The sequence below is a fragment of the Salinivibrio sharmensis genome, assembly GCF_001995985.1.
Lineage (GTDB): Bacteria > Pseudomonadota > Gammaproteobacteria > Enterobacterales > Vibrionaceae > Salinivibrio > Salinivibrio sharmensis.
In genome coordinates, this window is the sequence record NZ_MUFC01000005.1 from 147,040 (window position 1) to 160,571 (window position 13,532).

The window sequence follows — 13,532 nt, forward strand, 5'->3', positions numbered from 1 at the left end:
TAAATCATGATGCCGCTATTTAGAACAGCTTTTCGGCGACTTCGTATAAATCATCGCGGAATGGGCGCTTCATGTTTTCAATCGCATCGATGATGTCGTGGTGCACCATTTTGTCATTCTGAATACCGACACAACGACCACCTTCACCTTGTTGCAGAAGGTCAACGGCGTAAGCACCCATGCGCGAGGCAAGAATGCGGTCAAAGGCGCCAGGCTGGCCGCCACGTTGAATATGACCAAGAATGGTCGCGCGTGTTTCGCGGCCGGTTTCTGTCTCGATGAACTTCGCGAGTTCATTGGCGTCGGTCATCAGCTCAGTAATTGCGATAATCGCGTGTTTCTTACCTTTGTAGATGCCTTCTTTAACCTTGGCGAGAAGCTTGTCTTTATCCAAGCCGATCTCTGGGGTGATGATGTATTCACAGCCACCGGCAATTGATGCCATCAGGGTCAGATCTCCGCAATGGCGTCCCATCACCTCAACAATTGAGATACGTTGGTGAGAAGATGAGGTGTCGCGCAAGCGGTCAATCGCATCAATCACGGTGTTCATCGCCGTCATGTAGCCGATGGTATAATCCGTACCGGCGACGTCGTTGTCGATGGTGCCAGGTAAGCCGATGCAGGGGTAGCCCATTTCGGTGAGCTTTTTTGCCCCCATAAAGGAGCCATCGCCGCCGATCACAACCAAGGCGTCGATGCCGTGCATCTTCAGATTTTGGATCGCTTGCTCACGGACTTTCTCTTCGGCAAACTCAGGAAAACGTGCCGAGCCTAAAAACGTCCCGCCACGGTTAATCACATCGGAAACACTGGTGCGGTTGAGGCGCTCAATACGGTTTTGATGCAGACCGAGAAAGCCATCATAAATACCATACACTTCTAAGCCTTCGCTGAGCGCGCTGCGAACCACACCGCGAATCGCTGCGTTCATACCTGGCGCATCACCGCCACTGGTCAAAACACCAATTTTTCTAACCATGGTTACCCTCTAACTGTTCGTCACTTATTTCGTGCCGATTGCGGTAATGGCAACCTGCTTGCCCCAGTGAACCCGCAATGACGATCGCTTAAACTGTAATTTTCCTACTTCTGTAATAGTATTACAATTGCTATAGGAAAAAAGTTGATACATGTCAGCCCGATGAGCTTTTGTTCATGCCATCAATCACGCTTTTGCCTCTTTTGGCACCACGGATTTAGGGTCTTGATGAATGATCACATCCGCCCCGGGAAAGGCGACGAGCAATCTATCTTCCACTTCATCGGCGATAGTATGTGCATCCACTAAGGGTAGCTCGTCATCCAGCTCTATGTGTAATTGGATAAACTTTGTCATGCCCGCCTGACGAGTGCGCAATTGATGAATGCCGTGCACCCCTACCACTGAGCTCGAGAGCACAGCAATTTTTTCTTGTTCTTCAAGCGGTAACTGCCTGTCGAGCAGTGATTGGATGGCCTCGTAAGCCATTTTAAGTGCTTGCGATAAGATAAACAGACTGATCGCAATCGCGAACCAGGCGTCGGCTTGCGCCCAGCCGTACCAGCTGAGGCCAAGCGCAATAATAATCGCAATGTTCATCAATAAATCAGATTGGTAATGAAGCGCATCGGCGGCGATGGCGGGGCTGGCGGTTTTACGGATCACCCACTTTTGGAATAGCACTAAACCCAGCGTGAGTACTGTCGCCCCGACACTGACCGCGACCCCAAGCTCGGGGGCAGCAATCGGCACGGGTTTGAACAAACGTTCGAGTCCGCTAAGCAGCAAGAATGAGGCGGAACCGACAATAAATGTTGATTGTGCGAGGGCTGCCAATGATTCCGCTTTACCATGACCAAAGCTGTGTTCACTATCAGCCGGCTGTACTGCATACCGCACCACGACTAAGTTGGTGAGCGAGGCGAGCAAATCGAGCAATGAGTCAACAAAGGAGGCCAGCACACTGACCGAGCCGGTGAGCCACCAAGCGATGAGTTTGGCTAATAGGAGAAGGGTCGCCACACAGGTGGCTGCCCACGCCGCGGCTTCGACCCAAAACGCATACTTTTTTGTCATACAGAGGGCAGTCGGTTAATCAACACTGCCCTCAAGTATATATGCCATTGACGGCAAACGTATGACACGGCGCAGGTTTAGCGCCAACAGTCACCTTTTTGACCCGACTGGTGATGCCCCCCTTTGCCACGGTGACCGTGACCGCGCTGATCCCGTTTTTCCATCATCGCATCACAAAAGGCGCTTTGTTGCTCAGGTGTCAGTACTTGCAACATGGCGTGTTGGTGACGAGCGTGAGCCAAACGACGCTCAAGCTTAGGTTGTGACTGAGACGCCAAGAGATCGCGCACCGCTGCTTCATCAAACGTCTCTTGGGTGAGCAGTGTATGCATGTTGGTATGGAAGTCGCCTCGTGCTTGTTGGCGCTGGGCACGGTAGTCATCTCGCAATGCTTCAAGCTGCGTCTTTTGCTCAGCGGTCAAATCCAGGTCACGCCACATACCGCGGTCCATGCCACCGCCAAAGTGCGGAGCAGCCAAGGTGGGAAGGGTTACTGCTGCAAGTGCCAAGCCAATGGTCAAGCGTTTCATCATCTTTCTCCTTTAGTGGATTGTTTACCCTGTTAGCCTACGTGCTGGGATGTAAAGTGACGTTATGGGATGTAAAGATGGGTAAAGTCACGCATGTGTATGAGCCGCTATGATAGAAATACACCCTGTTGGGTGTCACAAACACGCCACCTTGGGAGTGAGTGTAAAAGCATGTATCAGGTTTTAATCATCGATGATGACACAGCGTTAACGGACCTTCTAAGCGAACTGCTGTCCTTGGAGGGATTTTCGGTGTGCTGCGCGGATAACGGCCAAGTGGGTTTGGAGATGGCAAATGCGTCACCGCCCGATATTATTTTACTGGATGTGATGATGCCTGTGCTCAACGGGATGGAAACCTTGCGCCAGCTACGCGCGACCTCCAACGTGGCGATTTTGATGCTAACCGCGCGAGGTGAGGAAGTGGATCGTGTGATGGGGCTAGAATTAGGTGCGGACGACTATTTGGCTAAACCCTTTAGTGATCGTGAACTGCTTGCCCGAATGCGAGCGATTTTACGCCGGACGCAGGGAGATGGCGCCGAACCGACGCAATCGGACGAGGAACCTGTCCTCGCGCATCATGACGTGCGGGTCTACCCACGCCGGCTGGAAACCCTTTGCCAGGACGCACCGGTGGATCTAACGGGGATGGAAACAGAAATGTTGGCATGCCTACTGCAACACCCTGGCGAAGTGGTGAGTAAAGCCCTGCTCAGCGAACAAGTTCTGGGCAAGCGCTTAATGCCGTTTGATAGAGCGGTAGATGTACATATCTCCAACTTACGCAAGAAGTTGCCAGAGCGCCTTGATGGTAAGCCAAGAATCAAGACCTTAAGAGGTAAGGGGTACCTATGGGTCGATTAGCGACGTGGCGACAACGATCCGGGGCGCGTTGGGCGCGGGTGCCTTTTCTCGGCAGCTTATACGGTCGGGTTTTTATTATTTTCTGGCTTACTTTGCTGGCGGTATTAGCCGCGGTGATGTGGGCTCAGCGTGGTGACCCGCGTAGCCTGCATGCGATCCCATCCCCAGAAAAAGCGCGTATACAAGGTCAGATTGAGAAACTGATGGCCGTCGCGCAAGGTCGGGAGATACCGCTTTCCGTGTTGGTAGCACGGCAAAATCAACATCATGGACACCGTCGCACACCCTATAAGCTCTACTGGGTGCCTGACAGCGCACCACTCGACGCTCTTCCTCGCGAGTTACGCCACTTTATGTCACGCACTTCAGACTCCGCTACCCCCATGCAGCGGCTTTACCGAGGGACCATGCTCGCTGGGCCGTTTCCAGTTGTGACACCTGAAGGAGCAGGCCGTTTTTACCACGCCAGACGTTGGCAGCCTCGGCTACCCTTTGTCCTCAAAATACTGGAAAAGCCAGAGCACTTGCTGGTGGTAACCATGTTGGTGAGCACCCCTTTGCTGTTGTGGCTGGCGTATACCTTAACGCGCCCGGCCAGACGTTTTCAGGCGGCCAGCCGACGAGTGGCGCACGGTGAATTGGTGACCGATCCTCAGCTTGAGCGAGGTCCAAGGGAGTTTCGTGATGCAGGGCGGGGTTTTAACCAAATGGTCACTGCGCTTAATCAGATGGTGACGGGGCAACAACAGCTGGTCTCAGATATTTCTCATGAATTACGCTCGCCGCTCACGCGTTTGCAAATGGCGCGGGCCCTCGCTGCGCGTGAGCTGGGCGATAGCGAGGCGTTAGCGAGAATTGAACGCGAAGCGAGCCAACTTGAGGCGTTGATTAGCGAGTTACTCACTTTGTCACGCTTACAATCCCAAGGCCACCTGGAGCGAGAAAGGATCAGTGCTGATGCCTTGTGGCAAACAGTGGTAGAAGATGCCCAGTTTGAAGCCGGTCAACAAGATAAGCAAGTCACCAGTAATGTGATCCCCGATGCCATGCTGACCGCCAATGTGCGCCTGGCACGTAGTGCCTTAGATAACGTATTACGCAACGCCATTCACTATGCAGACCAACAGGTTAGCATCACGGTTGAGCAAAAAGGGGCACAATTGTGCATTGTGGTCGAAGATGATGGGCCTGGGGTACCAGAGACGATGTTAAAAGACATTTTCCGCCCGTTTTACCGAGTATCGGCCGCGCGCGATCGCCAAAGTGGTGGCTCAGGACTTGGGCTGGCGATTACTGCACAAGCGATTCAACAGCACGGTGGGCAGGTTAACGCGGCTAATCGCCCACAAGGTGGGCTGGCGGTGTGTTTATATTGGCCATGTGGTTAATATTGCGCAATCTACCAGCGGTTGCGACAATACCTGCCTTGCTTACTTTGGTAATGAGCTCTCATGTTTGATATCGCGCTCTATGAGCCTGAAATTGCACCGAATACGGGCAATATTATTCGCCTGTGTGCCAACTGTGGCGCGCACTTACATCTGATTGAGCCGCTAGGCTTTGATCTTGACGAGAAGAAAGTCCGTCGCGCGGGATTGGATTATCACGACCTTGCTCGCGTAACACGGCATAAAGATTATGCAGCCTTCGCGAAAGCAATGGCCGGCCGACGTGTTTTTGCGTGTACCACCAAAGCCACCCAGTTTCATACGGAGGCGACGTTTGCGGACGGTGATGTGTTGTTGTTTGGGCCAGAAACGCGCGGCTTGCCTGATGCGTTGATCCAAGCATTACCAGACGCGCAGCGGTTACGCATTCCCATGCAGCCAGAGGCGCGTAGCCTTAATCTGTCTAATGCCGTGGCCATTATTGGCTATGAAGCGTGGCGGCAATTAGGGTTTGCCGGTGCACAATAAAAAACGTCCCCAGTCTGGGGACGTTTTGTTAGACGTTTAGCGTCAGTCGCTTATGCTTTTTTCGCGTCAGCTGCTGCTTTAGCGATAGCGGCAAAGCCCTCTGCGTCAAGTGCGGCACCACCAACGAGCGCGCCGTCGATGTCTGGCATTGCAAACAGCTCAGCCGCGTTGCCTGCTTTCACCGAGCCGCCGTATTGAATAACCACTTTGCTCGCCACGCCTTCACTGTAAGATGCAATGTGCTTGCGAATCTCGGCATGGATATCTTGCGCTTGCTGTGCGGTAGCCGCTTTACCGGTGCCGATTGCCCAGATTGGCTCGTAGGCGATCACGGCATCGTTCAAGGCTTCAACCCCTTGCGATTGGATCACAGCGTCAAGCTGACGTGCACATACCGCGAGGGTTTCGCCCGCTTCGTTTTGTGCTTCAGACTCACCGATACACAGCACAGGCGTTAGGCCGTTTTCTTTTAAGAAAGCAAACTTCTGCGCGACAAATTCGTCAGACTCTTGATGATATTCACGACGCTCTGAGTGGCCGATAATGATATGGGTCGCACCAAAGTCTTTCAGCATCTCTGCAGAGATATCACCGGTGAATGCGCCGCTGTTGTGTGTGTCGACGTTTTGCGCACCGAGTTTGATGGCGCTATCAGCCAGCAGTTGCTCGGCTTGAGCCAAATACATCACTGGTGGCGCGACGGCAACGTCTACGCCTTCAACACCTTTAAGTTCAGCGTTTAGGCCGTTAAGCAGTTCAGTGACCATGGCTTTGCTGCCATTGAGTTTCCAGTTACCCATTACCAATGGACGGCGCATAGGAATTCCTCCGCGGTTTAGTTGATTTGAAGTCAAAAGATGTAAAGAAGGTAGTCTATTGTAGCGCGGCCTTCTCTGTTTAAAATCATAGTATGGCGAGAATGCTTTCGTTTTTACCCGTTTTAGGCCGAAAAGGGAACCTTAAGGTAGTAAATTTTCATCATAATGACAGGCTGACATCGGCAAAATTGTGACAGTCGCGCTCGTGGTAAGGCAAGACTTTCGGCACTATGCGAATTGGCGTTTTTAATGGAGGGACGTTTTATGCCCCATCTGGTGATGGAATACACAGACGCACTGGCCGAGCGCGTCAATATTGATCAACTGGTGGATGATCTTCATCGTGCCGCGATTGCTACTGACAGCTTCGACCCCGAGGCCTTAAAATCACGTGCTGTGCCTTGTGGTGTGTGGCGGGTTGGTGCTCAGTCAGACCGCAGTGAATTTGTCCACGTTGAGTTTCGTTTGCTTGCCGGGCGCAGTGACACGCAAAAAGCGGCGATTAGTGACGCACTCACCGCACCGCTGCGCGAGCACGCCGGTCACGTGAGCAGTTTAACGGTAGAAGTACGCGACATGGACACCAACAGCTACCGTAAGTGGGTGGGCGACAAGCAAGCGATGTAAAGCTAGCTTGGACGCTCGGGCGCATTGGCGGTCGCTTTTCTGGCGGCTTGGCCGACGCGAAAGTCCATAATGTCCGCTTGATGACTGCGCAACTCTTCCGGCGCCGTAAAGGCAGTGGCAAAGCGCGAGTATTGGCGGGTGAGAGCCTGAAACAACATCACGTTGACGTGTAAAGGGTTCTTGCCATGGTCAATCATTCGGTTGATATGGCTCAACATCGCGTGGAGCTGAGGTTGGGTGGCGTAAGATGCATTGGCGATGACATCTTCACTCATTGTTAGCCTCAGCTCTTCTAACGCACGAGGGTCAGACTCAGCCAGTGCCGCTAACTCATCGAAAGAGGGTAGGGTTTTCATCGCGTACTCCTTACACGCCGCCGATCCGCTGATCGTGTTACCAAAGCGTTAATTTAACTATGAGCCGGGGGCTGGAGGGGATCAAATAAGCGATGTCTGGCTATGTTGACGGCCTGAATGGAGATGCAGACGGAGGCGGGGGCAATCGACTGAATCTGAATTGGTTTTTGTGGTTAATTCTCGTCGATAAAAATGCCCTGCTTTACCGTATGCGTGTCAGCAAAGCAGGGCTCGCGTTTACCAATAGTGCTCGGTGGTGACGTTGCCGGGTTTACGACGCAGGTTTTTGCTCAGTCCTTTGCCTTCCAAGAGTGTTTTTACTTCTTTGACCATCGCCGGGTTACCACACAGCATCACTTGGCTGTGCTCAGGCGTGAGAGGGAGACCCACTACCCGTTCAAGCAGCCCGTCTTCGAGTGCGTGGGTGACACGTCCGGATAGGGCGCCAGCGGTCGGCTCGCGGCTGACGAAAGGTTGAATCACTAACTGATCGGGGTATTGTTCTTGCAGCGCGTTAAGCCGCGCTTGGTAGGTTAAATCCGCCGCAAAGCGCACGGCATGCACCAGTATCACTTTTCGAAAGCGCGACCATACGTCTCCTTGTTCCATCAAAGAGATATAAGGACCGATTGCCGTTCCAGTGGCAAACATCCAAAGGTGTTGGCCTTGCGGCACCTCGTCAAGGGTGAAATAGCCAGCCGGATCTTGTGTGATCATCACGTTGTCACCTGGCTCGAGTGCATGGAGCCGGGGTGACATTAAACCGTCTGCGACACGCGTGGCATAAACTTCTAAATATTTACTGTGTGGAGGATTCACGAACGAGTAGGCGCGTTGGATCAACTTGCCATCGATCTCCATGCCCAATTTTGTGAATTGGCCTGCCTTAAACGGCTCGACAGGGGCGGATAACACCAGGCTGAAGAGATCCTTTGTCCAATGTTGGTTCTCCACTACCTCAGCCTTGATCCAAGTGGCCATATTACCTCCTCACGTCTTTTCTCCAATACGGTATGTGCAGCGGCGCTGTCCTGAGACGATATGCTCTTCGCGTTCGACCCGGTAGGCGTCACCGAGTAGGTGGCGGAATAACTGGATTTCCGAGCGGCATAATGCCGGACAGGACTTCGCTGCATGACAGATAGGGCAGTGATGTTCAATCAGTATATAGTCGGTGCCGTCTTGATGAAGCTCGGCCATATATCCCTCGCTCTCTCTAAGATACGCCAAGGTTCGCAATTTAGCCTCTAAATTATCGCAATCTTTGAGCGCGTCTTGATATTGAGCAAAGGTGGCGGCTTCACGTTGAGCAATGACTTTTGCAACACCTTGCTCGCCAAACACGTCTTGCACGGAATCGATAAGGGTAATCGATAAATCATGGTGGCTGTCGGCAAACCGGCGGTGACCCTGGGCGGTGAGTGACCAGTGGCGTGACGGCCTACCCACTTTGGCGCGGATATCCTCAAAGTCGACCAAGCCATCGCGCTCTAAGCTTTGCAAATGTTGACGTACGCCCATGGTGGTCATGCCGAGCTGATCGGCCAGGGCTTTCGCACTTACGCTGCCTTCCCGTTTGATGGTGTGAAGAATGCGGTCAGTGGACTTCATGATTCGATTTCGATTACCCCAATCGTGTCGTCGCAAATAAATAAAGTAAACTATTTATAAAAGGGTAATCGAAATCGACGGGCTTGACCAGTCAAGGGCCGTATTCACGGCCACTAAGACTACAAGATGTGCGGTTTGATTGCTGCATCCTTACGGCTTAAATAATGGGTCGAGCGGATCCGACGAATGGTGCGGCACTGTCCGCGCACCACCAAGGTTTCAGTGGTCGCCAAGTCACCTTGGCGGGTAATGCCGTCGAGTAGGTCGCCTTTGGTGATCCCGGTTGCCGCAAACACCACATTATCGCTGCTGGCCATCGCCGATAGCGGCAGCACTTGGTTCGCGGCAATGCCCATTTGCGCACATCGCGCGCTTTCTTGCTCACCGAGTAAGCGATTGTCTGGGGTATCTCCTTTAACTTGGTGGCGTGGCAGTAATCGGCCTTGCATATCGCCGCCCAGTGCACGGATAACCGCTGCAGAGACCACGCCTTCTGGCGCGCCACCAATGCCGACCATGACATCGACTTCGCTTTCAGGCATACAGGTGAGAATAGATGCCGCCACATCTCCATCGGGGAAGGCAAAGACACGTATTCCTTGTGCCTGCATGGTAGCAATGATCTCATCATGGCGTGGTTTGGCCAAGGTGGCGACCACCAAGGTGTCGAGTGTTTTACCCAGCGCCACCGCAATGCGCTCAAGGTTATCGATTAAAGGTTTACTGAGGTCAATCGCGCCTTTGGCACCGGGGCCGACGACCAGTTTTTCCATGTACATATCAGGGGCTTTTAAAAAACTCCCTTTCTCTCCAGCGGCGAGGACTGCCAATGCGTTGGCTTGCCCCATGGCCGTCATTCGTGTGCCTTCTATCGGGTCAACGGCAATATCCACCGCATCGCCACCTAACCCGACGTGTTCGCCAATGTAGAGCATCGGGGCATCATCGATTTCACCTTCCCCTATCACGATTTCACCGTCGATATCAGTGAGATTAAGCAAGGTGCGCATTACTTCAACAGCCGCGCCATCGGCGGCGTTCTTGTCTCCTCGTCCCAGCCATTTGTACCCAGCCAATGCTGCGCCTTCGGTCACACGCGAGAAAGCCAATGCGAGATCACGTTTCATCTGTACTCCGGAAATATCAGCCACACGATTACAGGCCTTAGCCCAATTTGCGCGCAAGTCTACCAGAAAGAGAAAACGTTTGCGTTGGGTCTGGTCGGGTGTTTTTGCCGAATCTGAAACGGTGATGACAAAAGGCGCTGCATTTTTGCGCACTTGTACGCGGGCAGGTAGCGAGAACAGTGGCAGTCTGGTATCACCTGAGTACAATAAAGCCGGGGTGCACGTTCCGTTGCACGGGTTGCTGCGCATGATGCAGTAACGGGATCAATCGTCAGAAATAAGGTGGCCTTGATGTCATTGGAAGTATTAGAACAACTCGAAGCTAAAGTACAAATGGCGGTGGATACCATTTCGCTGCTACAAATGGAAATCGAAGAACTGAAAGAAAAAAACGGGTCATTGGAGCAAGATGCGGGCGCGGAGAAAGAGCGCCGTGAACAGCTCGAGCAGGAAAATGCCAAGCTCCGCGAAGAGCAACAAGCATGGCAAGATCGTATCCGAAGCTTGTTAGGTAAGATTGAGAACGTTGAATAAACAAAAACAGAGCCAATTGGCTCTGTTTTGCGATGAGGCGAGGCGACGAATCAGTTGTCGTCTTCCTCTTCATCGAGGTCGACGCCTTCCATTGCCAGCGCATCTGGTGAGAGGATCACGCCGGTGGTATCTGCATAAACATGATCGTCAGGCAAGAAGGTAACGCCGCCAAAGTTAACGGGTACGTCGGTTTCGCCCGTGCCTTGCTCATCAGCGCCAACAGGTATTGAGGCCAACGCGTGAATACCGATATCAATCTCATCGATGGTATCCACATCACGGACACAACCGTAAACAATGATGCCAGCCCAGTCGTTGTCAGCGGCAAGTTGTGCCATCTCGCCGTCAATAAGGGCGCGACGTAACGAACCGCCGCCGTCAATCAGCATAATTCGCTGCTCGCCATCTTGCTCGGCCAGTTCACGAACTAAACCATTGTCCTCAAAGCATTTTACTGTGGTAATTTGGCCACCAAACGAGCTGCGGCCCCCATAAGAGCTAAACATTGGCTCCACGACATCCACGTGTTCGGGGTACATGTCGCATAGTTCCGAGGTATTATATTCCATAGTCTAACTTCTTGTTGAGGCAGAAAAAGGCTGGCAAGCTAGCGTTGCCAACATGGCAAGTCCAAGTATAACGAGCCCATAAGGGTTTGCAATGTTAAAGCGGACAATCTGTGGTCTAATTAGACCAACAGCATTCCGGTCATAAACAGGCCATTGGTGATCAGTGCACAACGGACCATATTTCCCATCATAGGGCGCAACGCGCTCGCACTGGTTGCCTGGTAGACCTCACGGCCATGACGCACCAGCAGTGGCACACTGGCGAGGAACAGCCAGCCCAACCAGGCTTGCAAGGTGAGGGCGGCAAACAAGGAATAACAAACAATAGCACCGGCCAGCAAAATCACATGATACTGACGCCCGCGCTCTGGCCCTAAGCGTACGACCAGGGTGTGCTTGCCACAGGCGCGGTCGTTATCAATATCTCGCAGATTATTGATATTCAGCACGCCCACTGCCAGTAAGCCGCAAGCGGTAGCAGGAAGTATGACTAACGAATCAATATGCCCGACCTGTAAATAATAAGTGCCTGCGACGCCAAGCCAGCCAAAAAACATCAGTACCGATAAGTCCCCCAGTCCGCGATAGCCATACGGTTTGTTGCCGACCGTGTAGGTAATGGCCGCAACAATCGCCATCACACCAAGCAGCAAGAAACTGATAATGTCTGTGGGTTGCTGACAGGCAATTGCGATCAGCGCTCCGCCACTGAGTACGGTCAACGCGGTGTTTAAGAGCAGCGCGCGGCGCATGGTGGTTAGGCTGACGTTGCCGGATTGGATCGCGCGCATGGGGCCGATACGCGTTGCGTTATCCGTGCCTTTTATCGCATCACCATAGTCGTTCGCGAGGTTGGAGAGGATCTGCAGCAATAAGGCAGTGACTAGCGCCATGGCGCTGATTGACCAAGAGAGGCGCCCTTGCGAGGCAGCGACAGCACTGCCGGACAAAATCGAGGTAACGGCCAGCGGTAGCGTTTTAGGTCGCGCCGCATCCAGCCATATCGCGAGAGTAGAAGGTCGCATAGCGATCCTCAAGACGAAAAACGATGACGCTATTATTGCGCAAGCCGCATCTGGAGTAACGGTTTGTCAGTCGAAATCCCGCTTCCTATTGCGCTAGCTCAAGTTTTTATGCAAAAAAGGGCAGCGTTTGCTGCCCTAACATTGCTATCTGAGATGTGTTTACAGGATGAAGCGACTCAAGTCTTCATCATCAACCAACTCTTCAAGATGGTTGCGCACGTAGTCCGCGTCCACCGTAATGCTCTGGCCGGCGCGTTCGCTCGCGTCGTATGAGACTTCTTCCATCAAGCGCTCCATCAAGGTATGCAGACGACGGGCGCCGATGTTTTCGGTTTTTTCGTTAACACGCCATGCCGCGGATGCCAGCTCATCAATACCACTGTCCTCAAACGCCAGATCAATGTCTTCGGTTTTTAGCAGTGCGGTATATTGCTGGGTAAGCGAGGCGTTTGGCTCGGTGAGGATCCGCTTGAAGTCATTGGTGGATAGCGCTTCAAGTTCAACACGGATCGGTAAGCGGCCTTGCAATTCCGGGATAAGATCAGACGGACGTGATACTTGGAAAGCACCGGAGGCGATAAACAAGATATGGTCAGTTTTAATCATCCCGTGTTTGGTGGACACCGTGCTGCCTTCAACGAGTGGCAAGAGATCGCGCTGTACCCCTTCGCGAGACACATCGCCACCGCTGGTGTTGCCAGACTTACAAATCTTATCGATTTCATCCACGAACACGATACCGTTGTTCTCCACCATGTGGATGGCTTGCTCTTTGATTTCCTCTTGGTTGACCAGCTTGGCCGCCTCTTCTTCGGTCAGCGCTTTCATGGCGTCTTTGATTTTCATCTTACGCTTTTTAGTGCTGTTACCACCGAGGTTTTGGAACATGCTTTGCAGCTGGTTGGTCATCTCTTCCATGCCTGGTGGCGACATGATTTCGACCCCCATTTGCGGCGCGGCCACATCGACTTCCACTTCTTTATCATCAAGCTGGCCTTCGCGTAGTTTTTTACGGAAGCTTTGCCGTGTTGAAGAGTCCTCTTGGCTCGCCTCATTTTGCCCCCAAGCATCACGTGCTGGTGGCAGCAAAATATCAAGGATACGGTCTTCCGCTTGCTCTTCGGCGCGGAATTTTACCTTTTCCATCGCTTGCTGCTGGGTCATGTTCATCGCCACATCCGCAAGATCGCGAATAATGGTTTCCACTTCTTTACCCACATAGCCCACTTCAGTGAACTTGGTTGCCTCGACTTTGATGAAAGGCGCGTTAGCGAGCCGTGCCAGTCGACGGGCAATCTCGGTTTTACCGACACCAGTCGGGCCAATCATAAGGATGTTTTTCGGCGTGACTTCCGCACGCAGATCTTCTGGCAGCTGCATACGGCGCCAGCGGTTACGCAGTGCGATCGCCACCGCACGTTTGGCATTGTCTTGACCGATAATATGGCGGTCGAGTTCATGCACGATTTCGCGTGGAGTCATTTCAGACATCA

At 52.7% G+C, this 13,532-nt stretch carries 16 protein-coding genes; 5 read left to right on the forward strand and 11 right to left on the reverse strand.

Features of this window, described 5'->3' with window-relative positions; genetic code table 11:
• Positions 1 to 19: 19 nt before the first annotated feature.
• The 3 genes from pfkA to BZG74_RS06805 all read right to left on the reverse strand — a co-directional run bounded on the left by pfkA (position 20) and on the right by BZG74_RS06805 (position 2,592).
• Positions 20 to 982, reverse strand: coding sequence for a 6-phosphofructokinase (pfkA, locus tag BZG74_RS06795; protein ID WP_077771914.1), 963 nt, complete (start codon positions 980 to 982; stop codon positions 20 to 22).
• A 186-nt stretch (positions 983 to 1,168) separates the two neighbouring features.
• Positions 1,169 to 2,059: a CDF family cation-efflux transporter FieF gene (gene fieF, locus BZG74_RS06800; protein ID WP_077771915.1), complete on the reverse strand. Its 891-nt coding sequence runs from the start codon at positions 2,057 to 2,059 to the stop codon at positions 1,169 to 1,171.
• A 77-nt stretch (positions 2,060 to 2,136) separates the two neighbouring features.
• A complete protein-coding gene (locus tag BZG74_RS06805; protein WP_077771916.1) occupies positions 2,137 to 2,592 on the reverse strand; it encodes a Spy/CpxP family protein refolding chaperone in 456 nt (151 codons plus the stop codon).
• A gap of 168 nt (positions 2,593 to 2,760) precedes the next feature.
• Here BZG74_RS06805 and BZG74_RS06810 point away from each other — a divergent pair, with 168 nt between their 5' ends.
• The 3 genes from BZG74_RS06810 to BZG74_RS06820 all read left to right on the forward strand — a co-directional run bounded on the left by BZG74_RS06810 (position 2,761) and on the right by BZG74_RS06820 (position 5,372).
• The gene (locus BZG74_RS06810) at positions 2,761 to 3,456 is read left to right on the forward strand and encodes a response regulator (RefSeq protein WP_077771917.1); all 696 of its coding nucleotides are present in this window, start codon (positions 2,761 to 2,763) and stop codon (positions 3,454 to 3,456) included.
• Positions 3,444 to 4,844, forward strand: a complete 1,401-nt coding sequence (gene cpxA / locus BZG74_RS06815) for an envelope stress sensor histidine kinase CpxA (protein ID WP_077771918.1) — start codon at positions 3,444 to 3,446, stop codon at positions 4,842 to 4,844. The genes BZG74_RS06810 and cpxA overlap by 13 nt, the downstream gene beginning before the upstream one ends.
• A gap of 63 nt (positions 4,845 to 4,907) precedes the next feature.
• The gene (locus BZG74_RS06820) at positions 4,908 to 5,372 is read left to right on the forward strand and encodes a tRNA (cytidine(34)-2'-O)-methyltransferase (RefSeq protein ID WP_077771919.1); all 465 of its coding nucleotides are present in this window, start codon (positions 4,908 to 4,910) and stop codon (positions 5,370 to 5,372) included.
• Positions 5,373 to 5,422: 50 nt separating this feature from the next.
• Here the strand turns inward: BZG74_RS06820 and tpiA are convergent, their stop codons facing one another.
• The gene (gene tpiA, locus BZG74_RS06825; RefSeq protein WP_077771920.1) at positions 5,423 to 6,190 is read right to left on the reverse strand and encodes a triose-phosphate isomerase; all 768 of its coding nucleotides are present in this window, start codon (positions 6,188 to 6,190) and stop codon (positions 5,423 to 5,425) included.
• 264 nt (positions 6,191 to 6,454) lie between these two features.
• Between tpiA and BZG74_RS06830 the strand changes: the two genes are divergently transcribed.
• Entirely contained in the window at positions 6,455 to 6,817 is a 363-nt protein-coding gene (locus BZG74_RS06830) for a 5-carboxymethyl-2-hydroxymuconate Delta-isomerase (protein WP_077771921.1), read from the forward strand.
• Between the two features lie 2 nt (positions 6,818 to 6,819).
• Here BZG74_RS06830 and BZG74_RS06835 read toward each other — a convergent pair whose 3' ends face one another.
• From BZG74_RS06835 to glpX, 4 genes are all read right to left on the reverse strand, one after another.
• Positions 6,820 to 7,173, reverse strand: a complete 354-nt coding sequence (locus BZG74_RS06835) for a DUF3135 domain-containing protein (protein WP_077638706.1) — start codon at positions 7,171 to 7,173, stop codon at positions 6,820 to 6,822.
• Between the two features lie 237 nt (positions 7,174 to 7,410).
• The gene (locus BZG74_RS06840; protein WP_077771922.1) at positions 7,411 to 8,154 is read right to left on the reverse strand and encodes a ferredoxin--NADP reductase; all 744 of its coding nucleotides are present in this window, start codon (positions 8,152 to 8,154) and stop codon (positions 7,411 to 7,413) included.
• A 9-nt stretch (positions 8,155 to 8,163) separates the two neighbouring features.
• On the reverse strand, positions 8,164 to 8,784 hold the full coding sequence (locus BZG74_RS06845) for a helix-turn-helix transcriptional regulator (protein WP_077771923.1): 621 nt from the start codon (positions 8,782 to 8,784) through the stop codon (positions 8,164 to 8,166).
• Positions 8,785 to 8,903: 119 nt separating this feature from the next.
• Complete coding sequence (gene glpX / locus BZG74_RS06850; protein WP_077771989.1) at positions 8,904 to 9,911, reverse strand: class II fructose-bisphosphatase; 1,008 nt, start codon at positions 9,909 to 9,911, stop codon at positions 8,904 to 8,906.
• A gap of 291 nt (positions 9,912 to 10,202) precedes the next feature.
• Here glpX and zapB point away from each other — a divergent pair, with 291 nt between their 5' ends.
• The gene (gene zapB / locus BZG74_RS06855) at positions 10,203 to 10,445 is read left to right on the forward strand and encodes a cell division protein ZapB (protein WP_077771924.1); all 243 of its coding nucleotides are present in this window, start codon (positions 10,203 to 10,205) and stop codon (positions 10,443 to 10,445) included.
• A gap of 50 nt (positions 10,446 to 10,495) precedes the next feature.
• Here the strand turns inward: zapB and rraA are convergent, their stop codons facing one another.
• The 3 genes from rraA to hslU all read right to left on the reverse strand — a co-directional run bounded on the left by rraA (position 10,496) and on the right by hslU (position 13,530).
• The gene (rraA, locus tag BZG74_RS06860) at positions 10,496 to 11,014 is read right to left on the reverse strand and encodes a ribonuclease E activity regulator RraA (protein WP_077771925.1); all 519 of its coding nucleotides are present in this window, start codon (positions 11,012 to 11,014) and stop codon (positions 10,496 to 10,498) included.
• A 119-nt stretch (positions 11,015 to 11,133) separates the two neighbouring features.
• Positions 11,134 to 12,039, reverse strand: coding sequence for a 1,4-dihydroxy-2-naphthoate polyprenyltransferase (locus BZG74_RS06865; protein ID WP_077771926.1), 906 nt, complete (start codon positions 12,037 to 12,039; stop codon positions 11,134 to 11,136).
• Between the two features lie 159 nt (positions 12,040 to 12,198).
• The gene (gene hslU, locus BZG74_RS06870; protein WP_077771927.1) at positions 12,199 to 13,530 is read right to left on the reverse strand and encodes an HslU--HslV peptidase ATPase subunit; all 1,332 of its coding nucleotides are present in this window, start codon (positions 13,528 to 13,530) and stop codon (positions 12,199 to 12,201) included.
• Positions 13,531 to 13,532 lie beyond the last annotated feature (2 nt).